At 63.3% G+C, this 26496-nt stretch carries 25 protein-coding genes; 20 read left to right on the plus strand and 5 right to left on the minus strand.

The features are described from left to right. Nucleotides 1-59 precede the first annotated feature (59 nt). From AC1DXS_RS08605 to AC1DXS_RS08620, 4 genes are all read right to left on the minus strand, one after another. Nucleotides 60-353 carry a BolA family protein gene (locus AC1DXS_RS08605; protein ID WP_477737097.1) on the minus strand — a complete coding sequence of 98 codons (294 nt, stop codon included), beginning with the start codon at nucleotides 351-353 and terminating at the stop codon, nucleotides 60-62. Further along, nucleotides 350-976, minus strand: a complete 627-nt coding sequence (locus AC1DXS_RS08610; protein WP_477737098.1) for a septation protein A — start codon at nucleotides 974-976, stop codon at nucleotides 350-352. Before AC1DXS_RS08610 ends, AC1DXS_RS08605 begins: the two co-directional genes overlap by 4 nt. 146 nt (nucleotides 977-1122) lie before the next feature. Next, a complete protein-coding gene (msrB, locus tag AC1DXS_RS08615; RefSeq protein ID WP_477737099.1) occupies nucleotides 1123-1533 on the minus strand; it encodes a peptide-methionine (R)-S-oxide reductase MsrB in 411 nt (136 codons plus the stop codon). A 45-nt stretch (nucleotides 1534-1578) separates the two neighbouring features. Then, nucleotides 1579-3069 carry a protein adenylyltransferase SelO gene (locus tag AC1DXS_RS08620; RefSeq protein WP_477737100.1) on the minus strand — a complete coding sequence of 497 codons (1491 nt, stop codon included), beginning with the start codon at nucleotides 3067-3069 and terminating at the stop codon, nucleotides 1579-1581. Nucleotides 3070-3203: 134 nt separating this feature from the next. Here AC1DXS_RS08620 and AC1DXS_RS08625 point away from each other — a divergent pair, with 134 nt between their 5' ends. The 20 genes from AC1DXS_RS08625 (at nucleotide 3204) to AC1DXS_RS08720 (ending at nucleotide 25237) form a co-directional block, all read left to right on the plus strand. Then, a complete protein-coding gene (locus AC1DXS_RS08625; protein ID WP_477737143.1) occupies nucleotides 3204-4832 on the plus strand; it encodes a 3-(methylthio)propionyl-CoA ligase in 1629 nt (542 codons plus the stop codon). Between the two features lie 316 nt (nucleotides 4833-5148). Next, the gene (locus AC1DXS_RS08630; RefSeq protein ID WP_477737144.1) at nucleotides 5149-6414 is read left to right on the plus strand and encodes a branched-chain amino acid ABC transporter substrate-binding protein; all 1266 of its coding nucleotides are present in this window, start codon (nucleotides 5149-5151) and stop codon (nucleotides 6412-6414) included. A gap of 85 nt (nucleotides 6415-6499) precedes the next feature. Next, nucleotides 6500-7453, plus strand: a complete 954-nt coding sequence (locus tag AC1DXS_RS08635; protein ID WP_477737101.1) for a branched-chain amino acid ABC transporter permease — start codon at nucleotides 6500-6502, stop codon at nucleotides 7451-7453. Nucleotides 7454-7463: 10 nt separating this feature from the next. After that, nucleotides 7464-8759, plus strand: a complete 1296-nt coding sequence (locus AC1DXS_RS08640; RefSeq protein WP_477737102.1) for a branched-chain amino acid ABC transporter permease — start codon at nucleotides 7464-7466, stop codon at nucleotides 8757-8759. Further along, the gene (locus tag AC1DXS_RS08645) at nucleotides 8756-9538 is read left to right on the plus strand and encodes an ABC transporter ATP-binding protein (RefSeq protein ID WP_477737103.1); all 783 of its coding nucleotides are present in this window, start codon (nucleotides 8756-8758) and stop codon (nucleotides 9536-9538) included. Before AC1DXS_RS08640 ends, AC1DXS_RS08645 begins: the two co-directional genes overlap by 4 nt. Nucleotides 9539-9620: 82 nt before the next feature. Further along, a complete protein-coding gene (locus AC1DXS_RS08650; RefSeq protein ID WP_477737104.1) occupies nucleotides 9621-10316 on the plus strand; it encodes an ABC transporter ATP-binding protein in 696 nt (231 codons plus the stop codon). 271 nt (nucleotides 10317-10587) lie between these two features. Further along, nucleotides 10588-12696: a 3-hydroxyacyl-CoA dehydrogenase NAD-binding domain-containing protein gene (locus AC1DXS_RS08655; protein ID WP_477737105.1), complete on the plus strand. Its 2109-nt coding sequence runs from the start codon at nucleotides 10588-10590 to the stop codon at nucleotides 12694-12696. Nucleotides 12697-12743: 47 nt separating this feature from the next. Further along, on the plus strand, nucleotides 12744-13919 hold the full coding sequence (locus AC1DXS_RS08660; RefSeq protein ID WP_413328070.1) for an acetyl-CoA C-acyltransferase: 1176 nt from the start codon (nucleotides 12744-12746) through the stop codon (nucleotides 13917-13919). A 60-nt stretch (nucleotides 13920-13979) separates the two neighbouring features. After that, complete coding sequence (locus tag AC1DXS_RS08665) at nucleotides 13980-14984, plus strand: hypothetical protein (RefSeq protein ID WP_477737106.1); 1005 nt, start codon at nucleotides 13980-13982, stop codon at nucleotides 14982-14984. 48 nt (nucleotides 14985-15032) lie between these two features. After that, nucleotides 15033-16874 (plus strand): acyl-CoA dehydrogenase, encoded by a 1842-nt coding sequence (locus AC1DXS_RS08670; RefSeq protein WP_477737107.1) that lies wholly within the window; start codon nucleotides 15033-15035, stop codon nucleotides 16872-16874. Beyond that, nucleotides 16874-17104: a hypothetical protein gene (locus AC1DXS_RS08675; protein WP_477737108.1), complete on the plus strand. Its 231-nt coding sequence runs from the start codon at nucleotides 16874-16876 to the stop codon at nucleotides 17102-17104. Before AC1DXS_RS08670 ends, AC1DXS_RS08675 begins: the two co-directional genes overlap by 1 nt. A gap of 212 nt (nucleotides 17105-17316) precedes the next feature. Continuing rightward, nucleotides 17317-18108 carry an SDR family oxidoreductase gene (locus tag AC1DXS_RS08680; protein ID WP_477737109.1) on the plus strand — a complete coding sequence of 264 codons (792 nt, stop codon included), beginning with the start codon at nucleotides 17317-17319 and terminating at the stop codon, nucleotides 18106-18108. Between the two features lie 25 nt (nucleotides 18109-18133). Next, the gene (locus AC1DXS_RS08685; RefSeq protein WP_477737145.1) at nucleotides 18134-18568 is read left to right on the plus strand and encodes a PaaI family thioesterase; all 435 of its coding nucleotides are present in this window, start codon (nucleotides 18134-18136) and stop codon (nucleotides 18566-18568) included. Between the two features lie 49 nt (nucleotides 18569-18617). Then, the gene (locus AC1DXS_RS08690; protein WP_477737110.1) at nucleotides 18618-19634 is read left to right on the plus strand and encodes an NADP-dependent oxidoreductase; all 1017 of its coding nucleotides are present in this window, start codon (nucleotides 18618-18620) and stop codon (nucleotides 19632-19634) included. A 24-nt stretch (nucleotides 19635-19658) separates the two neighbouring features. Then, complete coding sequence (locus AC1DXS_RS08695; RefSeq protein ID WP_477737111.1) at nucleotides 19659-21299, plus strand: isovaleryl-CoA dehydrogenase; 1641 nt, start codon at nucleotides 19659-19661, stop codon at nucleotides 21297-21299. 30 nt (nucleotides 21300-21329) lie between these two features. Next, nucleotides 21330-22268: a glutathione S-transferase family protein gene (locus AC1DXS_RS08700; protein WP_477737112.1), complete on the plus strand. Its 939-nt coding sequence runs from the start codon at nucleotides 21330-21332 to the stop codon at nucleotides 22266-22268. After that, nucleotides 22265-22726: a GNAT family N-acetyltransferase gene (locus AC1DXS_RS08705; RefSeq protein ID WP_477737113.1), complete on the plus strand. Its 462-nt coding sequence runs from the start codon at nucleotides 22265-22267 to the stop codon at nucleotides 22724-22726. Before AC1DXS_RS08700 ends, AC1DXS_RS08705 begins: the two co-directional genes overlap by 4 nt. 126 nt (nucleotides 22727-22852) lie before the next feature. Next, nucleotides 22853-23758: an SDR family oxidoreductase gene (locus AC1DXS_RS08710; protein ID WP_477737114.1), complete on the plus strand. Its 906-nt coding sequence runs from the start codon at nucleotides 22853-22855 to the stop codon at nucleotides 23756-23758. After that, on the plus strand, nucleotides 23758-24597 hold the full coding sequence (locus tag AC1DXS_RS08715) for an alpha/beta hydrolase family protein (protein WP_477737115.1): 840 nt from the start codon (nucleotides 23758-23760) through the stop codon (nucleotides 24595-24597). The genes AC1DXS_RS08710 and AC1DXS_RS08715 overlap by 1 nt, the downstream gene beginning before the upstream one ends. A 46-nt stretch (nucleotides 24598-24643) precedes the next feature. Beyond that, nucleotides 24644-25237, plus strand: a complete 594-nt coding sequence (locus AC1DXS_RS08720; RefSeq protein WP_477737116.1) for a thioredoxin fold domain-containing protein — start codon at nucleotides 24644-24646, stop codon at nucleotides 25235-25237. 3 nt (nucleotides 25238-25240) lie between these two features. Here AC1DXS_RS08720 and serA read toward each other — a convergent pair whose 3' ends face one another. Continuing rightward, nucleotides 25241-26470, minus strand: coding sequence for a phosphoglycerate dehydrogenase (gene serA, locus AC1DXS_RS08725; protein WP_477737117.1), 1230 nt, complete (start codon nucleotides 26468-26470; stop codon nucleotides 25241-25243). Nucleotides 26471-26496 lie beyond the last annotated feature (26 nt).

Raw genomic sequence — 26496 nt, forward strand, 5'->3', positions numbered from 1 at the left:
GGTCTGGTTCTGTATGGCGCCCGGCCTTCGCGGCCGAAGTTACGAGGGCGCCGCGGGCTTCAGGGTGACTCGATGATCTCGATGGCCAGGGCATGCAGGCCCTGATCAATGAAATTTTGCAGTGCATCATACACAAGCCGATGACGCGCAACCCGGCTTTTACCGGTAAAGAGCGGGCTGGCGATGCGGATGCGGAAGTGGCTGCCATAGCCTTCGGCGTTGGCGCCCGAATGCCCCGCGTGGGAGGCGCTTTCATCGAGCACCTCCAGCCGCGTGGGCTGCAGCCGCGCCTGCAGCTGCTTCTCTATGTCTTGCGTGCGCACGGGCAGGGCGCTGGAAACGCCGGCCGTCATGGCGTGGTGCCGGGCTTGATGTGCTTGTTCAGGTACACCGCCTGCGCCAGCACAAACACCACCATCAGGCCCAGGCCGCCAAACAGCTTGAAGTTGACCCAGGTGGCGGTGGGGAAGGTAAAGGCCACCCACAGGTTGAGCACACCCATGACGGCGAAAAAGCCGACCCAGCTGAAATTGACGGCACGCCAGATGGCGTCCGGCAGCTCCATCTGGGCGCCCATCAGCGACTTGATGCCGTTTTTCTTGAAGACCAGCTGGCCGACCAGCAGGGCGCTGCCCATGACCCAGTAGAGCACCGTGGGCTTCCATTTAATGAAGTTTTCACTGTGGAAATAAATCGTGGCGCCGCCCAGCACCGTGACCAGCGCCAGGCTGACCCACAGCATGGTATCCACTTTTTTGCCGCGCACCTTGAGCCAGAGAATTTGCGCCAGCGTGGCGATGATCACCACCACGGTGGCCAGCAGCACGGGTGCTTCCGATGGGCCGACCACGCCGCCCGAGACCATAAAACCCAGCCAGTCGGTGGCCGTGCTGGCTGCCCAGTCCTTGTGGCCTTCGGCGTACTTGAACATGCCGAAAAACAGGACGATGGGTAAAAAGTCGAAAAGAAGTTTCATGTGCTGATTATCGCGAGTCGCTTGATGGGTGTTTCCCTGCCGTTCGGGCTGAGCTTGTCGAAGCCTGGTGGGTGCGAACGGCCCTTCGACAGGCTCAGGGCCAACGGTGTGAAGTGCTTTGGTTCTGGGCGAACGAAAGAAGTGTTTTATTTTTGCTTGAAGTCCAGGGAAGCCGAGTTCATACAGTAGCGCAGGCCCGTCGGGGACGGCCCATCAGGAAACACATGGCCCAAGTGCGCGCCACAGCTGGCGCACACCGTTTCGGTGCGGATCATGCCGTGCTTGCGGTCCACGATCTCTTCGATCGCCCCGGGCACCGCTTCCTCGGAAAAGCTGGGCCAGCCGCAGCCGGCGTCGAATTTGGTTTCGGATTCAAACAGCTTGGCGCCGCAGCAGATGCAGTGGTAGCTGCCGTCGGCCCAGACGGCTTCGTACTTGCCGGTGAAGGGGCGCTCGGTGGCCGCGTGGCGGGTGACTTCAAAGGCGGCCGGCTCGGCGCCTTTTTCGGCCAGCAGGGCTTTCCATTCGGCGTCGGTTTTCTGGATCTTGGCGCTCATGATCTGGGTCCTGGTGTGGTGTGGTTTGATTTTGTGATTTCGATGTTACGAACTGCAACTGATCTCAATCGACGAAGCCCAATCGGGCGGGAACCCGGCAAAGCTGTCATGGCCGGGATGTTCATCAAATGGGGACTGCAGCAAGGCAAGCAAGGTATCGACACCCGAAAAGTCTTTTAGTTTCGCCGCGCGTATGGCTTCTTCGCCCAGGTGGTTGCGCAGCACGAATTTCGGGTTGCTCTTGTGCATCAAACCGGTGCGCGACGCCGGGTCCACGCCGGCAAGCCGCCTTGAATAGTCTTGCGCCCAGGCGTTGAAGGATTCGCGGTCGAAGAACAGGTCGCGTACCGGCTCATGGCCGCTTTGCGGCGTGAAGTCGTTCAGGCGCCGCCAGAAAATGCTGTAGTCGACCTTGTTGGCAGCCAGCAGTTTGAAGATGCTGTCCACCAGGGCCTTGTCGTCGGGCTGCTCGTCCGGCAGGCCCAGCTTGACCCGCATGCGGGCGTACAGGGCTTCGGGAAAGAGGGTTTTATAGGGCTCCAGCGCCGCCAGCGCCTGTTCCTGGTCTTCCATCAGCGGCAGCAGGGCCTGCCCCAGGCAGAACAGGTTCCAGTAGGCCATATTGGGCTGGCGGTTGTAGGCATAGCGGCCCTGGGTGTCCGAGTGGTTGCAGATATGGTTGGGGTCGAAGGCGTCCAGGAACTGGAAGGGACCGTAGTCTATGGTCAGGCCCAGGATGCTCATGTTGTCGGTGTTCATCACGCCGTGGCAAAAGCCCACGGCCTGCCAGTCCGCCATCAGCCGGGCGGTACGCGCGCTGACGGCTTCCAGCAGGGCGGCATACGGCTGCGGCGCTTCGCGGCAGGCAGGGTAGAAGCGGTCTATGACGTAGTCGGCAAGCGTCTTGAGCTCGGCGTGCTGGCCGGTATAGCTGAAGTGCTCAAAATGGCCGAATCGGATAAAGCTGGGCGCGGTGCGGGTCACCACGGCGGCGGTTTCTATCTCTTCGCGCCGCACCGGTGCGTCGGACCCGGTCACGCACAGCGCGCGCGTGGTCGGGATACCCAGCCCGTGCATGGCTTCGGAGCACAAAAACTCGCGAATCGAGCTGCGCAGCACGGCCCGGCCGTCGCCCATACGGGAATAGGGCGTTTTGCCGGCCCCTTTGAGCTGGATCTCCTGCGGCCCGCCCGGCGTATCAATTTCGCCCAGCAGCAGCGCGCGCCCGTCGCCGAGCTGCCCGGCCCAGACGCCGAACTGGTGGCCRCTGTAGACGCTGGCCAGCGGGTCGGAGCCGGGCAAAAGCCGGTTGCCGGTAAAGGCTTCCAGCGCGAGCTGCGACTCAGACCATTCGGCCTGCAGGCCCAGTTCGCGCGCCATGGCCCGGTTGCGGCCCACCCAATAGGGGCCCGGCAGGGCTTGCGCCTGCAGCCGCGTGAAGAAGCTTTCGCCCAGTTGGGCGAAGCTGTTGCGCCAGGTCAGGGCGTCACCGGCCGTGCCTGCGGCATCGGGCTCTGAAGGCTTGGGAGTGGTCATGGGCAAATTGTCCCCTACCTGACATGGGCCTGCGGATTCACGGGCAATCCCGCATGACCATGCTGCTGCGCTGCGGCATGATGGTTTGCTCGCGCACCACCGCGCGCCACTATTTCAACCATGGAGACTTTTTGATGCTCGGGTTAATGCAAAGCCAGCCACTGCTGATTTCCGGTTTGATCGAATTTGCGGAGCGCCATCATGGCGACGCTGAAATCGTCTCGCGCCGTGTGGAGGGCGACCTGCATCGCTACAGCTACAAGGACATGGGCCAGCGCGCGCGCCGCGTCGCCAAAGCACTGGACAGCCTCAAGCTGGCCTTCAGCGACCGGGTCGCCACGCTGGCCTGGAACGGCTACCGCCACCTGGAGCTGTATTACGGCGTGAGCGGCTCGGGCCGGGTGCTGCACACCATCAACCCGCGGCTGCACCCCGACCAGATCGCCTGGATTGCCAACCATGCCGAAGACCAGGTGTTGTGCTTCGACCTGAGCTTCCTGCCGTTGGTGCAGGCTGTGCATGCGCGCTGCCCGACCATCAAGCACTACATCGCGCTGTGCGAGGCCGACAAGCTGCCGGCCGACTCCGGTGTGCCGAACCTGCAAAGCTATGAAAGCTGGATAGGCGCGCAAAGCGCCGACTACGCCTGGCCCAGCTTTGACGAGAACACGGCTTCGAGCATGTGCTACACCAGCGGCACCACGGGCAACCCCAAGGCCGCGCTCTACAGCCACCGCTCCAGTACGCTGCACGCCTATGCTGCCGCGCTACCCGACGTCATGTGCGTTTCCGCACGCGACGCCATCCTGCCGGTGGTACCCATGTTCCACGTCAACGCCTGGGGCATTCCGTACTCGGCCGCGCTCACCGGCGCCAAGCTGGTGTTTCCCGGCCCGGCGCTGGACGGCAAGTCGGTTTACGAACTGATGGAGGCCGAGAAAGTCACTTACGCTGCCGGCGTGCCCACGGTGTGGCAGATGCTGCTGACCCACATGAAGCCCGCGGGCCTGAAGTTCTCCACCCTGAAACGCACGGTCATAGGCGGCTCCGCCTGCCCGCCGGCCATGATCCATTCCTTCCGTGAAGACTACGGGGTGGAGGTGCTGCACGCCTGGGGTATGACTGAGATGAGCCCGCTGGGCACGCTGTGCACGCTCAAGAACAAGCACGACGCGCTGCCGGCTGAGGAAAAAATGAAGATACGCCTCAAGCAGGGGCGCGCCATCTACGGCGTCGACATGAAGATCGTCGATGCGAACGGCCGGGAACTGCCCTGGGACGGCAAGGTCTTTGGCGACCTCTATGTCAAGGGACCCTGGGTCGTGCGTGAGTACTTCAAGGGCGAAGGCGGCGATCCATTGGTCGACGGCTGGTTCCCCACGGGCGACGTCGGCACCATAGACCCCGACGGCTATTTGCAGATCACCGACCGCAGCAAGGACGTCATCAAGTCGGGCGGCGAGTGGATCAGCTCCATCGACATCGAAAACATCGCCGTGGCCCACCCGGCCGTGGCCATGGCCGCCTGCATAGGCGTAGCCCATCCCAAGTGGGACGAGCGTCCCATCATCGCGGTCGTCAAAAAGCCCGGCATGGATGTCACGCGCGACGAGTTGCTGCGCTTCTATGAAGGCAAGACCGCGAAATGGCAAATTCCCGATGACGTGGTGTTTGTCGATGCCATTCCCCTGGGCGCTACCGGCAAGATGCTCAAGACAAAACTGCGCGAAATGCTCAAGGACTACAAGTTACCGCAGAGCTAGAACCAAAGTTCGAGGAGCCCGGATTTAAACCAAGCAGGGGCCGCGGAACCGGCTTTGCCGGGCCGCAGGCGCAGCGGCCCCCTCGGGGGGCAGAGAGTTACACGCAGTGAATGAACGTGGGGGCCTTAGCTCCGGTCACATCTGTGACATACCGCTAGGGCATTCCCTGACGCAGTGCAACATCATTTGACCTAACCTTTGCCAGTTCCCCGTCAGGTTTTCGTTCGCAAATTCATAAATTTTCAGGAGACAAGGGATGACAACCCAAACCCGATTTTTCGCGCGGCATGCAGGCGTCGCTCTGGCGGTGTCCGCCATGCTTTACAGCGGCATGACGCTGGCCCAGGCGCCTGCCAAGGCGGCCGCTCCGGCCAAAGCCTCTGTTGCCGCGCCCGCCGCCGGCGGCGCCGTGAACCTGAACCAGACAGTCAAGATCGCCTGGCTGGACCCGCTGTCCGGCCTGATGGCGGCGGTCGGTACCAACCAGCTCAAGGGCTTCCAGTTCCTGGCCGAACAATTCAGCAAAAAGAACAAGGCCGGCGTGAAGTTCGAGATCATCGGCATCGACAACAAGCTCAGCCCGCAGGAAACCACCAACGCGCTGAAGTCCGCGATTGATCAGGGCGCGCGCTACATCGTGCAGGGCAACGGCTCCGGCCCGGCGCTGGCCATCATGGACGCGCTGTCCAAGTACAACGAGCGCAACCCCGGCAAAGAAGTCGTCTACCTCAACTACGCCGCTGTGGACCCGGACCTGACCAACAGCAAGTGCGACTACTGGCACTTCCGCCTGGATGCCGACACCTCCATGAAGATGGAGGCCCTGACGGCCTTCATGAAGGAGCAGCCGGACATCAAGAAGGTCTACCTGATCAACCAGAACTACTCGCACGGCCAGCAGGTCGCCAAGTTCGCCAAGGCCAACCTGGGCAGCAAGCGTCCCGACATCCAGATCGTCGGCGAAGACCTGCACCCGCTGGCCCAGGTGCGCGACTTCGCGCCCTACATCGCCAAGATCAAACAGTCGGGCGCCGACACCGTGATCACCGGCAACTGGGGCTCCGACCTGTCGCTGCTGGTGAAGGCGGCCAACGAGGCGGGCCTGAACAACGTCAAGTTCTACACCTACTACGCCGGTGTCACCGGCACGCCGACCGCGCTGGGTGCGGGCTCGGCCGGGCGCGTCTACATGGTGGCCTACAACCACCTCAACATGGGCGGCGAGATCCAACAGATCCAGGCCGAGTACAAGAAGAAGTTCAACGACGACTTCTACACCGGCGCGATCTTTCACGCCTTCACCATCCTCACCGAAGCCATGGCGCAGACCAAGTCGACCGAGCCGGCCGTGGTGGCCAAGGCCATGGAAGGCCTGCGCTTCAAGAGCTTTAACGGCGACGTCGAGATGCGCAAGACCGACCACCAGCTGCAGCAGGGCCTGTACATCGACAAATGGGAGAAAGCCGGCGGCAAATACCCCTACGATGCAGAGAACACCGGCTACACCTTTGTGCCGGTCAAATACTATGAGCCCTATGTGGCCAGCACGCCCACCTCGTGCCAGATGAAGCGCCCGGGCTGACACCGGCGTCCCGCTGACGGACACAGGCCCGATCCGAGTTCGGGCCTTTTTTTCATCCGGTTTTTATTGCAACAGGCGCTTATCGATGAATCTGGAATCCTTCACCATCGCGATGCTCAACGGCCTGAGCTACGGCTTGCTGTTGTTCATGCTCAGCTCGGGCCTGACGCTGATCTTCAGCATGATGGGCGTGCTCAATTTCGCGCACGCGTCCTTCTACATGGTCGGCGCCTATATCGCCTACAGCACTTCGCAGGTCATAGGCTTTTGGTGGTCGCTGCTGGTGGCGCCGCTGCTGGTGTTTGTGATGGGCGCGGCCTTTGAGCGCTTTTGCCTGCGCAAGGTGCACAAGTTCGGCCATGTGCCCGAGCTGCTGGTCACCTTCGGGCTGTCTTACCTGCTGCTGGAACTGGTGCAACTCGTCTGGGGCCGCTCGGCCGTCAACTACGTGCTGCCCGAAGGCCTGCAGGGACCATTGTTCACGGTGTTCGGCACCAACTTTCCGAAATCGCGCGCCTTCATCATGTTCATCTCGCTGGCCATGCTGGCCGGCATCTGGCTGCTGCTCACGCGCACGCGCATAGGGCTGGTGATCCAGGCCGCGCTGACCCATCCTGAAACCGTGGAAGCCCTGGGCCACAACGTGCCGCGTGTCTTCATGCTCGTCTTCGGCGGCGGGGCGGCGCTTGCGGGCCTGGCCGGCGTCATAGGCGGCAACACCTTTGTCACCGAACCCGCCATGGCCGGCTCGGTGGGCGCCATCATTTTTGTGGTCGTGGTGGTGGGCGGCATGGGCTCGCTGAGCGGCGCCTTCCTGGCGTCGCTGCTGATAGGCCTGATCCAGACCTTCGCCATTGCGCTCGACCAGTCGCTGATCACGCTTTTGGGGCACTTCAAGTACGTGGTGACGCCCGAGACCTTTGGCTATCCGCTGCTCAAGCTCACGATTTCGCAGGTGGCGCCCATACTGCCCTTCCTGTTCCTGGTGCTGATCCTGATCTTCAGGCCCAAGGGCCTGCTGGGTACGCGGGAAGGTTGAACGCAGACATATGGCAACCACTCCGTACTACCAATTCAAACCCTATAACGTCGGCCGCTGGCTGCTCTGGACGCTGTATGCGCTGCTGCTGATCGTTGCGCCGCTGATGTTCAAAAGCAGCCTGGCGCTCACCATGCTGTCGCAGGCCGGCTACCTGGTCATCATCTGCCTGAGCTACAACATCCTGCTGGGGCAGGGCGGCATGCTCAGCTTCGGCCATGCGGTCTATGCCGGGCTGGGTTCCTTCCTGGCCGTGCATGCGATGAACCTGGCCGCCAAGGGCACGTTCTACATCCCGCTGCCGCTGATACCGCTGGTGGGCGGCCTGTCGGGCCTGTTCTTTGCCATGCTGTTCGGCTACGTCACCACCAAGAAGGCCGGCACCACTTTTGCCATGATCACGCTGGGCGTGGGTGAACTGGTGTTCGCCATGTCGCTGATGTTCCCCGAGTTCTTCGGCGGGGAGGGCGGCATCACCACCAACCGGGCCTATGGCAAGGCTGTGTTCGGCATCAGCTTCGGCCCGCAGATCCAGGTTTATTACCTGATCGCGGTGTATTGCTTTATCTGCACCGCCGCGATGTTCGCCTTCACGCGTACGCCGCTGGGCCGCATCCTGAACGCCGTGCGCGACAACCCCGAGCGCGTGGAGTTCATCGGCTACAACACGCAGCGCGTGCGCTACTACGCCTTCATCATCGCCGGCTTCTTCGCCGGCATAGGCGGCGGGCTGGCAGCCATCAATTCGGAAATCGTCACGGCTGAAGTCGTGAGCGGCGTGCGCTCGGGCAGCCTGCTGCTGTTCACCTTCCTGGGCGGAGCGACCTTTTTCTTCGGCCCCATCATCGGCGCCGGCCTGCTGGTGGTGGCGCTGATATTGCTGTCCGAGCTCTCCATGGCCTGGCTGCTCTATGTGGGCCTGATCTTTCTTTTTATGGTGATGTATGCGCCAGGCGGCATCGCCAGCCTGATCATGATGAATTTGCGCGTGGCCGCCTTCGGCAAGCTCAGGGAGTTGTGGGTCGGTTACCTGGGCCTGGCCCTGACGGCCTTCACCGCGCTGGCCGGCGCGGCCGCCATGGTGGAAATGATTTACCACCTGCAGCTCAATGCGGCCCTGGGCCCGGAGCTTGGCTTCATGGGCGTGCGGCTCAACGCGACCAACCTCAACAGCTGGCTGGGCGCGGGCTTTGTGCTGGCCACCGGCCTTGGGCTGTTTGAACTCACGCGCCGGCAATTCCTCACGCAATGGGGCCGGATACAAGATGACATCGAAAAAGAAATCAAGCGGAGGGAACTGTTGTGAGTGCCATCACCTGTTCGCTTGAACTGAAGGATTTGCGGAAAAACTTCGGCAAGACCGAGATCATCCGCGGCGCCAACCTGCAGGTGAAAGCCGGCGAGCGCGTCGCCATCATCGGCCCCAACGGCGCCGGCAAGTCCACGCTGTTCAACCTCATCAGCGGGCGTTTTGAGCCCACCAGCGGAGAGGTGCTGCTCAACGGCCAGCGCATAGACGGCAAAAAGCCGTTTGAGATCAACCGGCTGGGCCTGTCTCGCAGCTTCCAGATCACCAACATCTTTCCCAAGCTCAGCGTGTTCGAGAACCTGCGCTGCGGCGTGCTCTGGAGCCTGGGCTACAAATACACCTTCTTGCGCTTCCTGGCCGACCTGGACGACGCCAACCAGCGCGCCGAGGAGTTGATGGCCATGATCAAGCTCGACAAAAAACGCGACGTGCTGGCCACCAACCTGACTTACGCCGAGCAGCGCGCGCTGGAGATCGGCATCACGATTGCCGGCGGCGCCAGCGTCATCCTGCTGGACGAACCCACGGCTGGCATGAGCCGCTCGGAAACCAGCCGCTTTATCAGCCTGATCAAGGAAGTCACCGTGGGCAAGACCCTGCTGACCGTGGAGCACGACATGGGCGTGGTGTTCGGCCTGGCCGACAAGATCGCGGTGGTGGTGTATGGCGAAATCATTGCTTACGACACGCCCGAAGCCGTGCGCGCCGACCAGCGGGTGCAAGAAGCGTATCTAGGCTCATCGGTGGCTGACGCACAAGCAGGAGGAAAAGCATGAGCCCCCACGTTCGGCACTTCGTGTCCTCTCTGCCCCCCGAGGGGGCGTCGGCCTCCTCGGGGCGGCCCGTCGGAGTCCTGTGATGCTGCATATCCAGAACCTCCACGCCTTCTACGGCAAAAGCCATGTGCTGCACGGCGTGCATTTCGACGTGCAGCCCGGCCAGATCGTCGCCTTGCTGGGTCGCAACGGGTCGGGCCGCTCCACCACGGCCAAGGCCATCATGGGCCYGGTCGACTGCCAGGGCTCCATCCTCTGGAAAAAGCAGGAGATCGTCGGCAAGAAGGCCTACCAGATCGCCCACCTGGGGATTGGCTATGTGCCCGAAAACCGCGACATCTTCCCCAAGCTCACGGTGCACCAGAACCTGCTGCTGGGCCAGAAAGGATCCGGCAAGGGTTCGCGCTGGTCCTTTGAAGACATGTACCAGATGTTTCCCCGGCTGCGCGAACGCCAGCACACCGAGGCCGGTGTGCTCTCGGGCGGCGAGCAGCAGATGCTGACGCTGTGCCGCACGCTGATGGGCGACCCCGACCTGATCATCATCGACGAGCCCACCGAGGGCCTGGCGCCCAAGATCGTCGAACTCGTCGGCCAGTATTTGCAGACCCTCAAGGCCAAAGGTATTTCAGTGCTGCTGATCGAGCAGAAGCTGACGATTGCCATGGCGATTTCCGACCGCGCGCTGGTCATGGGCCACGGCAGCATCGTGTTTGACGGCACGCCCGACAGCCTGCGGGCCGACGCCTACATCCGCAAAGAGTGGCTTGAGGTGTGAGAACCTGTTTACAGCCTAAACGCGGCCCCGTTTAGGCTGTAAACAGGTTCTACAAACCGTGTGAATGCCATCAGGCATGTCACCGCTGGGACAAAAATAGACTGAACAGTCCATCCGGGGACTTGTGCCGTCACAAACGCCCCCTACAATGGAAAAAGAACGGTCGTACTTTTTTAGGCGGCCGTTGGTGTCGCAACACCAGGGCTTGCAGGGCTCAACGCCAGCCGAGACAACTGAACAATTGAAACTCCCATCAAGGAAAGAAGCAGCAATGACCACCCTTTACGAAGTTCACGGCAGCGTGGCCGTCATCACCCTGAGCAACCCTCCCGTCAACGGCCTGGGCCATGCGACACGCCTGAGCCTGACCGACAACCTGCAAAAAGCCAATGCCGACGCGGCTGTCAAGGCCATCGTGATCACCGGCGCCGGCAAGGCCTTCTCGGGCGGCGCCGACATCAAGGAATTCGGCACGCCCAAGGCGCTGACCGAACCCAACCTGCTCAGCGTGATCCGCGCCGTTGAGAATTCCGCCAAGCCCGTTGTGGCCGCGATCCACAGCGTCTGCATGGGCGGCGGGCTGGAACTGGCCCTGGGCTGCCACTACCGCATCGCCGCGCCCGGCACCAACATCGCCTTGCCTGAAGTCAAGCTGGGCCTGCTGCCCGGCGCCGGCGGCACGCAGCGCCTGCCGCGCGTGCTCGGCGTGGAGCCGGCCTTGAACATGATCGTGAGCGGTGAGCCCGTCAAGAGCGAACTGCTCGCGCAAATCCCCGGCCAGAAGCTGTTCGACAAGCTCGCTGCCTCGCCCGAATCGCTGGCCCAGGAAGCGCTGGCCTTTGCCCAGTCGATTTCCGACACCCGGCCGCTGCCGCTGGTGCGTGAGCTGCGCGCCAAGCACCCCAACGGCGACGCCTACTTCCAGTTCGCCCGCAACATGGTCAAGGGCATGTCCAAGAACTTCCCCGCGCCGCTCAAGTGCGTGGACGCCGTGGAAGCCGCCACCAAGAAGAAATTCGAAGAAGGCATGGCGCTTGAGCGCGAGTTCTTCATCAACCTGATGTGGACGCCTGAAAGCCGCGCGCTGCGCCACATCTTCATGGCCGAGCGCGCCGCCTCCAAAATTCCCGACGTGCCGGAAGACACGCCCAAGCGCGAGATCAACGCGGTGGCCGTCATAGGCGCCGGCACCATGGGCGGCGGCATCGCCATGAACTTCCTGAACGCCGGCGTTCCGGTCAAAATCCTCGAGATGAAGCAGGAGGCTCTGGATAAGGGCCTGGGCATCATCCGCAAGAACTACGAAGCCCAGGTCAAAAAGGGCAAGCTCAAGCAGGACAAGTACGAGCAGCGCATGAGCCTGCTGAGCACCACGCTGAGCTACGACGACCTCAAAGACGCCGACCTGGTGATCGAAGCCGTATTCGAAGAGATGGGCGTCAAGGAAAAGGTTTTTAAAGAACTGGACCGTGTGATGAAACCCGGCGCCATCCTGGCCTCCAACACCTCCACGCTGGACGTCAACAAGATCGCTGAGTTCACCAAGCGCCCGCAAGACGTGGTCGGCCTGCATTTCTTCAGCCCCGCCAACGTCATGAAGCTGCTCGAAGTGGTGCGCGGCGCCAAGACCGGCAAGGACGTCCTGGCCACCGTGATGGCGGTCGGCAAAAAAATCCGCAAGACGGCCGTGGTCTCCGGCGTGTGCGACGGCTTTATCGGCAACCGCATGATCGAGCAGTACGGCCGCCAGGGCGGTTTCCTGCTCGACGAAGGCTGCACGCCCGAGCAGGTCGACAAGGCCATCGAGAAATTCGGTTTTGCCATGGGGCCCTTCCGCATGGGCGACCTGGCCGGCAACGACATCGGCTGGGCCATCCGCAAGCGCCGCTATACCGAAAAGCCCGACATGAAGTACAGCAAGACCGCCGACCTGCTCTGCGAAAAAGGCCGCTTCGGCCAGAAGACGGGCGCAGGCTGGTACGACTACGTGCCCGGCAAGCGCGACGCGATCCCGAACGCCGAAGTTGTCAAGATGATTGAAGACCACCGCAAGAGCCTGGGCATCACACCGCGCAAGATTTCCGACGAGGAAATCGTGCAGCGCCTGGTGTTCTCGCTGGTCAACGAGGCCGCGCACATCCTGGAGGAGGGCATTGCCTCCAAGGCCAGCGACATCGACATGGTCTACATCATGGGCTACGGCTTCCCGGTCTACCGCGGCGGCCCGATGCTCTACGCTGACCAGCTGGGCCTGTTCAACGTGGTGCAAAGCATGAACCGCTTCGCGCAGAACCCGCTGGACGACGCCAAATTCTGGAAGCCCGCGCCCCTGCTGGCCAAGCTGGCGGCTGAAGGCAAGACCTTCAACCCGACCGTCTGAACCCAGCGCACCGCACAGATCAACGCACCCAGATTCCGGAGAATTTCATGAGCTCAGCAGTCATCGTTTCCACCGCACGCACCCCCCTGGCCAAAAGCTGGAAGGGCTCTTTCAACATGACACACGGCGCCACCCTGGGCGGCCACGCCGTCGAGCACGCGCTCAAGCGCGCCGGCATCGAGGCCGGCGAAGTCGATGACGTGATCATGGGCTGCGCCACGCCCGAAGGCGCGACCGGCGCCAACATCGCGCGCCAGATCGCGCTGCGCGCCGGCTGCCCCGTCACCGTGTCGGGCATGACGGTCAACCGCTTCTGCTCGTCGGGTTTGCAGACCATTGCCCTGGCGGCCCAGCGCGTGATCGCCGGCGAAGCCGACATCTATGTGGCTGGCGGCGTCGAAAGCATCTCCTGCGTGCAGCAGGAAATGAACACCCACATGCTGCAGGAAGCCTGGCTGGCCAAGAACAAGCCCGAAATTTACTGGAACATGCTGCAGACCGCCGAGCAGGTCGCCAAGCGCTACAACATCTCGCGCGACCGCATGGACGAATACGGCGCGCTGAGCCAGCAAAAGGCCACGGCCGCACAGGCCGCCGGCCTGTTTGAAGCCGAAATTGCCCCCATCACCGTGACAGCCGGCGTGGCCGACAAGGTCATGGGCCTGACGACCAAACAGGTCACCGTCAGCAAGGACGAAGGCATACGCGAAGGCACGACCAAGGAAGGCATCAGCGGCATCAAGCCGGCGATTCCCGGCGGCGTGATCGCGGCCGGCAATGCCAGCCAGTTCTCCGACGGCGGCGGCGCCGTGGTGGTCATGAGCGAAACCGTGGCGCAAAAGAAGGGCCTCAAGCCCCTGGGCCGCTTCCTCGGCTTCGCGGTCGCCGGCTGTGAGCCTGACGAGATGGGCATTGGCCCGGTCTTCGCGATCCCCAAGGTGCTGGCCAAGCTGGGCCTGAAGATAGACGACATCGACCTCTGGGAACTCAACGAAGCCTTCGCCGTACAGGTGCTGTACTGCGCCGACAAGCTGGGCATTCCCATGGACAAGCTCAACGTCAACGGCGGCGCGATCGCCGTCGGCCACCCCTACGGCGTGACCGGCCAGCGCCTCACGGGCCATGCGCTGATCGAAGGCAAGCGCCGCGGCGCCAAGCGTGTCTGCGTGACCATGTGCATCGGCGGCGGCATGGGCGCGGCCGGCATTTACGAAGTCCTGTAAAGCGCCATGGCGTCGTACCGATCCAGGTCGCTTCCGCGATGGCGTCAGGGTGCGGTATGGTTGCTGCTGTATCTGGCTGGCGGTGCCTGCCATGCCGCATCTGCCGACGAGACCGTTCCGATAATGTCCGGGCTTCTGGCCACGCCAGCTTACCGTGAGCACATCGTGGTCGGCTTGAAGCTCTGGCAGCAGGGCCACGAACTGACCCGCCGAAATATGTTGCTGCTGCGCTGTTCGGCGCTGGACCGCCAAGGCTTTCCGGCCCGGCCTGCGCCCGGCATGGTCGCGGTGGCGGACGCCGCCCGCGATTGGCTGAGTGGTCTGGATCGCCACGGCGTTCAGGGTGACACCACCGAAGCGGTGACGGTGCGGGTCAGCCGTCTGGCCGTACAGGGCGCTTTCAGCCCGGCCCAGATCCAGACATGGAATGCGCTTCAAAGCTCTGCGCAAGGCCAGCGCGGCTTGGCGGTGGTCGCTGTCGCCAACGGCCTGGATCTAATGGCCGTCTCCCTCACCGACGTCAACAGCGGCAGGACATGGAATTGGCCCCTGGCAAAGGTGCGACGTCTGGCCGATGAGCTGAAGTTGCGCTCGCCACTAGACCAGGCGCTGGACGATGTGATTCCCGGCGGAAGGAATGCGTTTGCCAGCGCCAGCGAGGTGCCCGGCGTGACCCAGGGTGACGATCAGGTGCTGGACCGGCTTTCCGCTTCCACCGAAGCGTTGAACCAAGCTTTTTTTAGCCGCCTTTCGCCAGAGGATTTGGCCGCCTATCGTCACTTGCAGGCCAATGAGGTCTACGCCCGTTGGCCGAGAATCGCCTCGTCCCTCATGGAGTTCGCGTTGATAAAGGCCCCCATCCCAATGATGCCGCCGCGCCGCGGCACTATCACGCCACAGGACTTTTGCACCAAGATGGAGTTTCGCAACTGTGGCGCGGACAGTCCCTTGTATCCGGCGCTTTTGGACTACCGCGCCAAGTTGGCTGAACTCATGGAAACTGATCAGTTGATGCAAGGCGCGCGCCGCTTAGTTAAACAGATGCCGGAGGCTGGCTGTCCATAAAGGCCACGCCTATCGCCTGGCGCTACCAACGTTTCGGGAGCTTCCACAATGAGCCTCAGGCCCACCCTCGACTTCCTGCTGTACCACTGGCTTGACGCCGAATCGCTGAATCAGCGAGACCGTTTCGCCGACCATTCGCGCGAAACCTTTGACGCGGTCTTCGACACCTGCGAGCGCATTGCGCGCGAGAAATACGCGCCGTTCAACCGCACGGTGGACACCCAGGAGCCGCATTTCGACGGCGAAAAAGTGATTCTTCCGCAGGCCACGCACGAGGCGCAGAAAGCCTATGCGGCCTCCGGCATGCTCAGCGCCGCGCAGGACTATGAAGTCGGCGGCATGCAGCTGCCCTATACCGTCGAGGCCGCGGCCAACGCCTTTTTTGCCATGGCCTCGGTCAGCATAGGCTCGGGCCTTTTGACCACCGGCAATGCCAACCTGCTGATGGTGCACGGCACCGAGCTGCAAAAAGAAGTCTTCGCGAAGAACGAGTTTTCTGGCCGCTTCTCGGGCACCATGTGCTTGTCCGAGCCGCAGGCCGGCTCCTCGCTGAGCGACGTGATCACGCGCGCCGTGCCCGACGGCGAAGGCTTTGAGGCAGACCCGCTGGGCGCTCGTTATCGCCTCAAGGGCAACAAGATGTGGATCTCGGCCGGCGAGCATGAGCTGACCGACAACATCATCCACCTGGTGCTGGCCAAGATACCGGGGCCTGACGGCAAGCTGATCCCCGGCACGCGCGGCATCTCGCTGTTCATCGTGCCCAAGAAGATGGTCAATACCAAGGGCGAGCTCACCGGCGTGCGCAACGACGTGGCGCTGGCGGGCCTCAACCACAAGCTGGGCTGGCGCGGCACCACCAACACCTTGCTCAACTTTGGTGAAGGAAAGTACCCCGTCCCTTCGACAGGCTCAGGACAGCCGGCTTCGGGCGCCATCGGCTACCTGGTCGGCAAGCCGCATGAGGGCCTGCGCTGCATGTTCCACATGATGAACGAGGCGCGCATAGGCGTGGGCACGGCCGCCACCATGCTGGGCATGGCGGGTTATTACGCCAGCCTCGACTACGCCAAGAACCGGCCGCAGGGCCGGCCGGTGGGCGTGGGCGGTAAAGACGCCTCCCAGCCGCAGATCCGCATCATCGAGCACGCCGACGTCAAGCGCATGCTGTTGGCGCAAAAAGCGTACTGCGAAGGCGCGCTGGCGCTGGAGCTGTATTGCGCGCGCCTGGTCGATGAGAACCACACCGCCGAGGCGCAGGCCGCCGACGACGCGCGCCTGCTGCTCGAGGTACTGACACCGATTGCCAAGAGCTGGCCCAGCGAATGGTGCCTGGAGGCCAATTCCCTGGCCATCCAGGTGCACGGCGGCTACGGTTACACCCGCGACTTCCCGGTGGAACAGTACTGGCGCGACAACCGCCTGAACATGATCCACGAAGGCACGCACGGCATCCAGGCCATGGACCTGCTGGGCCGCAAGGTGCTGATGGAAGGGGGCAGGGGACTGCAGTTGCTGGCCGCCCGCATCAACGCCACGATTGAAAAAGCCATACAACGGCCCGAACTGGCGGTGCACGCCAACGCGCTGGGCAAGGCGCTGCAGCATGTGGGCAGCGCCACCAAGGCGGCCTGGGCCACGGGCGAGCCGGGCGAGGCTTTGGCCAATGCGGTACCCTATATGCAGGCCTTCGGCCACACCGTATTGGCGTGGCTCTGGCTGGATGTGGCGCTTGCCAGCCTTTCATTAACCCCGGATGCGCCGCATGCGGGACGAATGGGGGCCATGCGCTACTTTTATCATTACGAGTTACCCAAGATCGACGCCTGGCTCAAAGTGGTTGAAAGCCGCGACCTGACCTGCGCCGAGCTGCCCGAGGAGGCTTTTTAATGGCATTTTTCAAACCGTCCGCCGACCCTGTTTCCAACAAGAACGTGGCGCGCCTTCAGGCCCTGATCTGGATACTGATTTACGGCGGGCTGCTGACCCTGGTGCTGGGCCTGTCGGTCCAGCGTACGGACGACGCCATAGGCTGGTCCCTGGTGGTTGTGGGCGGTGTCGTCGCGGCGGTGGGCTTTGCGCTGATCTATGTGCGCTCCCGCATCAATGTGGGGTCGTGAACGGCCCGGGATCGAAGTCGCCACCACGACAGCAGGGCACTGCAACACGCCCGAGGTTGTGCCAACATGGCGAGGTTCAACGCAAGTGAAACACCGCGGCCGCGGCTGCCGGGCAAGCACCCATCCATCAAGCTCATTTCTCATCCATCATCCCCGTGAATCCGTTCGCGCGGCCCCACGGAGAGCCATAAACAAAACTCAAGGAGACTTCCATGAACCGTACCATCCAGCAACTGTTTGACCTCAAAGGCAAGACCGCCCTCGTGACCGGCGGCTCGCGCGGCCTGGGCCTGCAACTGGCGCAGGCGTTGGGCGAGGCCGGCGCCAAGGTCATCCTGAGCTCGCGCAAGGCCGAAGACCTCATCGAGTCCGCCGCCGAACTCAAGGCCGCCGGCATCGACGTCGACTGGATTGCCGCCGACTGCTCGAAAGAAGAAGACATACGCGCGCTGGCCGACGAGGCCATCRAGCGCCTGGGCCATGTCGACATCCTGGTCAACAACGCCGGCGCCGCCTGGGGCGCGCCGGCCGAAGACCACCCGGTCGAGGCCTGGGACAAGGTCATGAACCTCAACATTCGCGGCTACTTCATCCTGAGCCAGCACATCGCCAAGCACAGCATGATCGCGCGCAAATCCGGCCGCATCATCAACGTGGCTTCCATCGCCGGCCTGGGCGGCAACCCGCGCGAGATGACCACCGTGGCCTACAACACCTCCAAGGGCGCCGTCGTCAATTTCACGCGCGCGCTGGGCTGCGAATGGGGCAAGTACAACATCACCGTCAACGCCATCTGCCCGGGCTTTTTCCCGAGCAAGATGACCGTGGGCACACTGAAAGCACTGGGCGAAGAAAAGCTCGCTTCGCACGCACCCCTGGGCCGCCTGGGTGATGACGAGGACCTCAAAGGCCTGTGCGTGCTTTACGCCTCGGATGCCGGCAAGCACATCACCGGCCAGTGGCTGGCTGTCGACGGTGGTGTATCAGTGGTAACAGGCGGCTAATCAAGTGAAGGGCTGGGAAGAGGTCATGGACTTCGGTGCCGACATCCCCTTCGTCAGGCATCTGGGCTTTGAGCTGGAGCTGTTCACGGGCGGCGCCTCGGCCATAGGCTATACGCCTAAACCCGAGCACCTCAACTCTTTTGCCGTGACGCACGGCGGCGCCATCATGACGCTGCTGGACGTGACCATGGCCACGGCCGCGCGCAGCGTGCAAAAAGACATGGGCGTGGTCACCATCGAAATGAAAACCAGCTTTATGCGGCCGGCGCCCGGCGACGGCGGCCGGCTCACGGCCAAGGGAAGGCTTATGCACCGCACTGCCACCATGGCGTTTACCGAAGCCACGCTTTACGATGTACTGGGCCAGGCCTGCGCACATTCGACCGGTACTTTCAAATACGTCAAACGCAAGCCCGCCGGAGGCAAACCGGACGTCTCAGGCGCGATTTCGACAGATTGACCTCCCCGCCGCGACCTCAACCGCGGCACAACATTCACAGGAGCCCACCATGCCCGTCAACCAGCAAATCCTTCTCGACAACCGGCCCACCGGCGAAGCCAGCGCGAGCAACTTCCTGCTGGTCTCCAGCGACACACCGCCCCTGCAGGACGGCCAGGTGCTGGTGCGCCACCACTACCTGAGCCTGGACCCTTACATGCGCGGCCGCATGAACGACTCCAAAAGTTATGCAGCGCCCCAGCCGCTGGGCCAGGTCATGATTGGCGGCACGGCCGGCGAAGTGGTTGAAAGCCGCTCGCCCAAATTCCAGCCCGGCGACAAGGTCGTCGGCATGGGCGGCTGGCAGGAATACAGCGTGGTCAGCGCCGACCAGCCCGGCGCGCTGCGCAAGGTGGACACCACCCATGTGCCGCTGTCGCACTACTTGGGCGCGGTCGGCATGCCCGGCGTCACCGCCTGGTACGGCCTGGTCAAAATCATCGAACCCAAGGCCGGCCAGACCATGGTGGTCAGCGCTGCGACGGGGGCTGTCGGCAGCGCCTTTGCGGCCTTGTCCAAGGCGCGCGGCTGCCGCACGGTCGGTATCGCGGGTGGGCCCGACAAATGCAAATACGCGGTCGATGAACTCGGCTTTGACGCCTGCATCGACTACAAGCTGCATGCCGACGCGGCTTCGCTGTCCAAGGCCTTGCGCGATGCCTGTCCCGACGGCATAGACGGTTATTTCGAAAACGTGGGCGGCATGGTGCTGGACGCCGTGCTGCCGCGCATGAACGCCTTCGGCCGCATCGCGCTGTGCGGCGTGATCGCCGGTTACGACGGCCGGCCCTTGCCGCTGGCCCACCCGGCGCTGATTTTGACCAGCCGCCTCAAGCTCGAAGGTTTTATCGTGGCCGAGCACATGGAAGTCTGGCCCGAAGCGCTCAAGGAACTCGGCACCCTGGTCGGTACCGGCAAGCTCCGCCCGCGTGAAAGCGTGGCGCAAGGCATTGAGTCGGCACCCGAAGCCTTCCTCGGATTGCTCAAGGGAAAAAATTTCGGCAAACAGCTGGTCAAGCTCATTTAAGCCAAACCCCGCAGGAGGTTTGCCATGAACCCCACCCATGAAGTCTTCAACCAGCCCGCGCCGCTGGCGGACTACAACCTGCTGGCCACCAACCGGCCGTTGCGGGATGCGCTGAAATTCAATGCGCCTGCGTTGGACACCGCGGAACTGGGCCAGCTGGGCGCCGCGCTGGGCAGCAGCGCCATGCAGACCCATGCGCGCCTGGCCAATGTGCATGGGCCGGTGCTGCACAGCCATGACCGCTTCGGGCGGCGGGTGGACCAGGTGGAGTTCCATCCGAGCTACCACGAACTCATGAAGCTCGCGACCGGTGCGGGCCTGCATGGCACGCCGTGGTCCGATGACGAAGCATCCCCGCATGTGCGGCGCGCCGCGGGCTTCATGCTGTTCACCGAGCTGGAGCCCTCCATCCTCTGCCCCATCTCCATGACTTATGCGGCCACGCCCGCGCTGCGCGGCAACACGGCGGTGTATGCAGACTGGGGCCCCAAGCTGGCCAGCCGCGCCTACGACCCCGAACTCAAGCCCTGGCAGGCCAAGGCCGGCCTCACCATGGGCATGGGCATGACCGAAAAGCAGGGCGGCTCCGATGTGCGGGCCAACACCACGCGGGCCGAGCCCTCGGGCCGCGACGGCTGGGGCGAGCGGTATGCCATCACCGGCCACAAATGGTTTTTCTCGGCACCCATGTGCGACGCCTTCCTGGTGCTGGCCCAGACGAAGAGCGGCTTGAGCTGCTTCTTCCTGCCGCGGGTGTTGCCCGATGGCGGCCTCAACCCCATCCGCATCCAGCGCCTGAAGGACAAACTCGGCAACAAGGCCAATGCCAGCTCCGAAGTGGAATTTGAAGGCGCCCAGGCCTGGCTGGTCGGCGAGGAGGGTCGCGGCATTCCTCAAATCCTCGAGATGGGCAGCATGACGCGGCTGGACTGCGCACTGGGCACCAGCGGCCTGATGCGGCAGGCGCTGTCCTTGGCGCTGAACCACACCTCTCAACGTAAGGCCTTCGGCAAGCTGCTGGTGGACCAACCGCTGATGCGCAACGTGCTGGCCGACCTGGCGCTCGAATCCGAAGCCGCCACGGCGTTGGCCCTGCGCCTGGCACGGGCCTTCGACCGTCCGGGCGATGCCCACGAGGCCGCCATGGCGCGCCTGCTGACGCCGGTCGCCAAGTTCTGGATCTGCAAGCGCGGCAGCCACTTCGCGCAGGAGGCCATGGAATGCCTGGGCGGCAACGGCTATGTGGAGGAGGGCGGCGAAGGCATCATGGCCCGCGTCTACCGCGAAATGCCGCTCAACTCGATCTGGGAGGGCGCGGGCAACATCATGGCGCTGGATTTGCTGCGCGCCCTGCGCAAGGCCGACGCCGTGGCCGCGTTGGCGCAGGAACTTTCCGCGGCCAAGGGCGCGCACCCGGCGCTGGACAAGCTGGCCACCGCCTTGCCCACGCGCATCGAAGAGATGGCAACCGAAGTCGAAGCGCGCCGGCTGGCGCAGGATGTGGCGCTTGCGGTGCAGGCTGCGCTGCTGCTGCAGACGGCACCCGCTGCCGTCTTTAGCGCGTTTTGTGATTCACGCCTGGCCGGCAACTGGGGCCAGTCCTTCGGCACGCTGGGCGCCGGCGTCGATTTCGATGCCATCATCGCCCGGGCCATGCCCCGCTGAATTGAATTACCCAAGAATACGGAGACATCCATGAGCGAACTCATCCTTCATCACTACCCCACATCGCCCTTTGCCGAAAAAACGCGGCTGATGCTGGGCTACAAAAACCTGCCCTGGAAGTCCGTCATCATCCCGATGATCATGCCCAAGCCCGACGTGGTGGCGCTCACGGGCGGCTACCGCAAGACGCCCATCCTGCAGATAGGCGCCGACATCTATTGCGACACCGCGCTGATCAGCGACGTGCTCGAGCACTTGCAGCCCACGCCCTCGGTGTACCCCGAGCCCAGCAAGGGACTGGCGCGCACACTCGCGCACTGGGCCGACAACACGCTGTTCTGGACCTCCATGGCCTACAACACCCAGCCCAAGGGCGTGGCGCAGATTTTTGAGAAAGCGCCGCCCGAAGCCGCACGCGCTTTCGGCGAAGACCGAAAAGCCATGAGCGGCGGCATGCCGCGCCTGCGCGCCAGCGATGCCGCGGCGGCCTACAAGTCTTACCTGCGGCGCATCTCCGACATGCTGGACGACAGGCCCTTTTTGCTCGGGGAGGTGCCTTGCATCGCCGACTTCGCGATGTACCACCCGCTGTGGTTCACGCGCGTGCAGACCTCGGTGCTTGCAGGCATCCTCAAGCTCACGCCGGCTGTGCTCGAATGGATGGACCGCATGGCCGCCATAGGTCATGGCAGTTCTGAAAAGCTCAGTTCCGCCGACGCCATCGCCGTGGCCGCCGCATCCACGCCCGCGCCGCTGCATGACGATCTTTTCCAGGATGAGCACGGCATCCCGCTGGGCAGCCAGGTGTTGGTGAGCGGTGAGAGTTTTGGCCCTGAGCCTACCGAAGGCGAGCTCATCGCCGCCACCCGCATGCACTACACACTGCGGCGCACTGATCCGCGCGCGGGCACCGTGCACGTGCATTTCCCGCGCATAGGCTATTCGCTGAAAGCCGCCACCCCGGCATGAGCGGCCATGACCTCCTCACCTGGCGTTTTGTGCCGTTCAGCGCGTTAAGCACGCTGGAACTTTATGAACTGCTGCAATTGCGCAGCGAGGTTTTTGTCGTGGAACAGGCCTGCGTTTTCCAGGACATGGATGGCGCCGACGCCGAGGCCATGCATTTGCTGGGTGTGCGGGACGGCCGCCTGGCCGCCTATGCGCGCTGCTTTGCCGCCGGCGTGAAATTCGCCGAGGCCAGCATAGGCCGTGTCGTTACCCATTCCTCGGCGCGCGGCGGCGGAATCGGCCATGTGCTGATGAAAGAGGCGGTGGAGCAGCTCCAGCGGCATTGGGGCCCGCAAGCCATACGCATAGGCGCCCAGGCGCGGCTTGAAAAGTTCTACAACCAGCATGGCTTTGTGCAGGACGGCGAGCCTTATATCGAAGACGGCATACCGCACATTGAAATGCTGCGGCCTGCCTGAAGTTCCTGAATCGCCGAAGTTGCCCAGTTGCCAGAGTTGCCTGCGTGACATGCGCCGGCGAAGGCCTCAGGGACAATTTTCAGAATTCTCCAAGACACCCGCATATTCACCTTCAAGGAAACAACCATGATCACGGACTTCAAAGGCAAGACAGCAGTGCTGACCGGCGCAGGCTCGGGCTTCGGCCTGGAATGCGCGCGCCTGGGCGCCAAACTGGGCATGAACCTGGTGCTGGCCGATGTGCAGCAGGATGCGCTGGACAAGGCCAGTGAAGAGGTGAAAGCCGCTGGCGCCCAGGTGCTGTCCTTCAAGCTCGACGTTTCCAGCGCCGAGCAGATGGAAGCCATGGGCCAGGCTGTGTTCGAGCGCTTCGGCGCGCCGCACTTTGTCTTCAACAACGCCGGCGTGGGCGCGGGCGGCCTGATCTGGGAAAACAGCCTCAAGGACTGGGAATGGGTGATGGGCGTCAACGTCATGGGCGTGGTGCACGGCGTGCGCATCTTCACGCCCATGATGCTGGAGGCCGCCGCCAAAGACCCGTCCTGGCAAGGCCACATCGTCAATACCGCCAGCATGGCCGGCCTGCTGAACCCGCCGAACATGGGCGTCTACAACGTCAGCAAGCATGCGGTCGTGGCGCTCAGTGAAACCCTGTACCAGGACCTGGGCCTGGTGACCGACCAGGTCGGCGCCTCGGTGCTGTGCCCCTTCTTTGTGGCCACCGGCATAGGCATGAGCCACCGCAACCGCCCGGCCGATCTCGCCGCCGGCAAGCCCACCAAAAGCCAGATGATCCAGCAGGCCATGACCGGCAAGGCCGTGGGTTCCGGCAAGGTCACCGCGGCCGACGTGGCGCAGCTGGTGTTTGACGCCATCGCGAAGAACCAGTTCTATATCTACAGCCATCCCAAAGCCATCAACTCGGTGCAGACCCGGCTGGAAGACGTGCTGCAGGCGCGCAACCCGACCGACCCCTTCGCCGACAAGCCCGAGATCGGGCAGCAGTTGAAAGCCGCCTTGCGCGGCGCCTGATGCGCCGCCTTCGCCTGGCTGTTGCCGGCCTGCTGCTGGCCGGTTTGCCTTGGGCCGCTCTGGCCCAGCAGGCCACATGCCCCGACGGCAAAAAGGCTGACGGTATGGAGCGGGCAGGGGACAGCCGGCATTGCCTGGTCATCCGCACGCTGTCGCCGGCGCAAGCTTCGGCCCGCATCACGCCCAAGGTGCTGGTCGTCTTCCTGCATGGCGACAACGGCGGGCGCACCGAACTGAAAGCCGACAGCGGCGCGGCCGCCATGCTCGCGGAAAAACTCCAGACGGTCACGGTGGCGCTGCAAAGGCCAGGCTATAGCAGCGAGCTGGGGACCTCAGACGGCCGGTCCGGCCCGGGCGACGACGACTACACCCCGCAGAACATCGAGATCCTCGCCGCGGCGCTCAACAACCTGCGAAAGCTGAATCCAGGCAAAAAAGTCCTGCTGGTCGGACATTCGGGCGGTGCCGCCATGGTGGCCTTGCTCGCAGGCCGTTTTCCCGGCAGCGCCGACGCCTATCTGCTGGCCGCTTGCCCCTGCGATGTGCCGGCATGGCGCCAATGGCGAAACAGCGCGGCCGGCAAGAAGGGAGCCTGGACCAGCCTGTCGCCGCTGGCCGAGGCGGAGAAGATGCCGCCCGGCACCTTGATCAGCCTGGTGGTTGGCAACAAGGACGAAAACACCTTGCCGCTATTCAGCGAAAGCTACGCCAGGGCCCTGCAGGCCCGCGGCCTCAAGACCCGCGTGACCTACGCGATGAACGCTACCCATGTGTCGGTGCTGCGCTCGCCGGAATTCTTGATGCTCGCGGGGGAATTGGTGGAAACGCTGTCGAAATAGGTGCGCTCGGCTATTCTTGCCTTCTTGTTCACCGATGGACGCCACCATGCCCAAACCCCTGACCTCACTTTTCGCCACCGCGCTGATGGCTGCCAGCCTGCTGCTGGCCGGCTGCAACGACGCCCCCGAGGCATCCGCATCCAAACCCGCGGCGGCTCCAGCCCTTTCGGTGGACGCCATCGCGGCCGAAGCCAAGGGTTTTATCGCCGGTTCGCAGATGAGCAAGCGCACCGTCTATGTGTTTTTTGATGCGCAGTGCCCGCATTGCGCCGTGCTGTGGGAAGCCGCCAAACCGCTGAAATCGCAGGCCAAGTTTGTCTGGATCCCCGTCGGCATCCTGAACGCCGCCAGCACCTCCCAGGGCGCGACCCTGCTGGCGTCGGGCGACCCGGTGGCCGCCATGGATGAGCATGAGGCCTCGATGAAAGCAGGGCGCGGCGGTATCAGCGCGGCCAGCAGCATAGACCCGCAAAAAGACGCCGTCGCCAAAAACACCGCCCTCATGACCCGCATGGGTTTCAGCGGCATCCCCAGCATCGTCGGCACCCATGCCCAGACCGGCGCGGTGGTGTCGCAGGAAGGTGCCTTGCCGACGGCCGCGCTGGCGAACCTGCTGGGATTGCAACCGCCTGCGCAATAAGTCTTAGAACAAAACGCGGCTGCGAATCGTGCCCGGCACCTCGGCCAGCTTGGCCAACGCGACGTCAGAATGTGCTGCATCAATGTCGATCACCACATAGCCGACTGCTTCGTTGGTCTGCAGGTATTGCGACGCAATGTTGATGCCGTTGGCGGCAAACACCTTGTTGATTTCGGACAGCACGCCCGGCACATTGCGGTGGATGTGCAGCAGGCGGTGTTTGCCGGGGTGGGCCGGCAGCGCGACTTCGGGAAAGTTGACCGAAGAGGTCGAAGTGCCGTTGTCGCTGTACTTCACAAGTTTTTCGGCGACTTCGATGCCGATGTTCTCTTGGGCTTCCATGGTCGAGCCGCCCACGTGCGGTGTCAGGATCACGTTGTCGAGGCCGCGCAAGGGTGACTCGAAAACATCCTTGTTGCTGCGCGGCTCCACCGGGAAGACGTCGATCGCAGCGCCCAGCAGTTTTTTGCTCTTGAGTGCCTGGGCCAGTGGCTCAATCTCGACCACCGTGCCGCGCGAGGCATTGATCAGCACGCCGCCGGGCTTGATGGCGGCGATTTCGACCGCGCCCATCATCCATTGCGTGGCCTGGGTTTCGGGCACGTGCAGGCTCACCACGTCGGACTGGGCCAGCAAATCCTTGAGCTGCGGCACCTGCCGCGCATTGCCCAGCGGCAGCTTGGTGACCACGTCGAAGAACACGACGTGCATGCCCAGCGCCTCGGCCAGAACCGAGAGCTGCGTGCCTATGGAGCCGTAGCCGACGATGCCCAAAGTCTTGCCGCGAATTTCATAAGCGTTCTCGGCCGACTTGAGCCAGCCGCCGCGATGCGCCACCGCGCTTTTTTCGGGCACGCCGCGCAGCAGCAAAATCGCCTCGGCCAGCACCAGCTCGGCCACCGAGCGGGTATTGGAGTAAGGCGCGTTAAACACCGCGATGCCGCGCTCGCGGGCCGCGACCAGGTCAACCTGGTTGGTGCCTATGCAAAAGCAGCCGACAGCCGCGAGCTTGCCGGCCTGGGCGAATACCTCGGCCGTGAGCTGGGTGCGCGAGCGTATGCCGACAAAATGCACGTCGGCAATTTTGGCCTTGAGTTCATCGTCGGGCAGGGCGCCGGACAGGCTTTCAATATTGGAATAACCCGCGGCCTTGAGAACTTCCACGGCGGAGGGGTGTATGCCCTCCAGCAGCAGGAATTTGATTTTTTGCTTGTCGACCGAGGTTTTAGTCATGGAGGCGGGCGAGTATGAAGTAATTG

This window comes from Polaromonas sp. P3_B1 (assembly GCF_056402935.1).

Coding starts and splice junctions, on each gene's coding strand:
- AC1DXS_RS08605 (WP_477737097.1), bottom strand. CDS start 353: ATGACGGCCGGCGTTTCCAGCGCCCTGCCCGTGCGCACGCAAGACATA.
- AC1DXS_RS08610 (WP_477737098.1), bottom strand. CDS start 976: ATGAAACTTCTTTTCGACTTTTTACCCATCGTCCTGTTTTTCGGCATG.
- msrB (WP_477737099.1), bottom strand. CDS start 1,533: ATGAGCGCCAAGATCCAGAAAACCGACGCCGAATGGAAAGCCCTGCTG.
- AC1DXS_RS08625 (WP_477737143.1), top strand. CDS start 3,204: ATGCTCGGGTTAATGCAAAGCCAGCCACTGCTGATTTCCGGTTTGATC.
- AC1DXS_RS08630 (WP_477737144.1), top strand. CDS start 5,149: ATGCTTTACAGCGGCATGACGCTGGCCCAGGCGCCTGCCAAGGCGGCC.
- AC1DXS_RS08635 (WP_477737101.1), top strand. CDS start 6,500: ATGAATCTGGAATCCTTCACCATCGCGATGCTCAACGGCCTGAGCTAC.
- AC1DXS_RS08640 (WP_477737102.1), top strand. CDS start 7,464: ATGGCAACCACTCCGTACTACCAATTCAAACCCTATAACGTCGGCCGC.
- AC1DXS_RS08655 (WP_477737105.1), top strand. CDS start 10,588: ATGACCACCCTTTACGAAGTTCACGGCAGCGTGGCCGTCATCACCCTG.
- AC1DXS_RS08660 (WP_413328070.1), top strand. CDS start 12,744: ATGAGCTCAGCAGTCATCGTTTCCACCGCACGCACCCCCCTGGCCAAA.
- AC1DXS_RS08670 (WP_477737107.1), top strand. CDS start 15,033: ATGAGCCTCAGGCCCACCCTCGACTTCCTGCTGTACCACTGGCTTGAC.
- AC1DXS_RS08675 (WP_477737108.1), top strand. CDS start 16,874: ATGGCATTTTTCAAACCGTCCGCCGACCCTGTTTCCAACAAGAACGTG.
- AC1DXS_RS08685 (WP_477737145.1), top strand. CDS start 18,134: ATGGACTTCGGTGCCGACATCCCCTTCGTCAGGCATCTGGGCTTTGAG.
- AC1DXS_RS08690 (WP_477737110.1), top strand. CDS start 18,618: ATGCCCGTCAACCAGCAAATCCTTCTCGACAACCGGCCCACCGGCGAA.
- AC1DXS_RS08695 (WP_477737111.1), top strand. CDS start 19,659: ATGAACCCCACCCATGAAGTCTTCAACCAGCCCGCGCCGCTGGCGGAC.
- AC1DXS_RS08700 (WP_477737112.1), top strand. CDS start 21,330: ATGAGCGAACTCATCCTTCATCACTACCCCACATCGCCCTTTGCCGAA.
- AC1DXS_RS08705 (WP_477737113.1), top strand. CDS start 22,265: ATGAGCGGCCATGACCTCCTCACCTGGCGTTTTGTGCCGTTCAGCGCG.
- AC1DXS_RS08710 (WP_477737114.1), top strand. CDS start 22,853: ATGATCACGGACTTCAAAGGCAAGACAGCAGTGCTGACCGGCGCAGGC.
- AC1DXS_RS08715 (WP_477737115.1), top strand. CDS start 23,758: ATGCGCCGCCTTCGCCTGGCTGTTGCCGGCCTGCTGCTGGCCGGTTTG.
- AC1DXS_RS08720 (WP_477737116.1), top strand. CDS start 24,644: ATGCCCAAACCCCTGACCTCACTTTTCGCCACCGCGCTGATGGCTGCC.
- serA (WP_477737117.1), bottom strand. CDS start 26,470: ATGACTAAAACCTCGGTCGACAAGCAAAAAATCAAATTCCTGCTGCTG.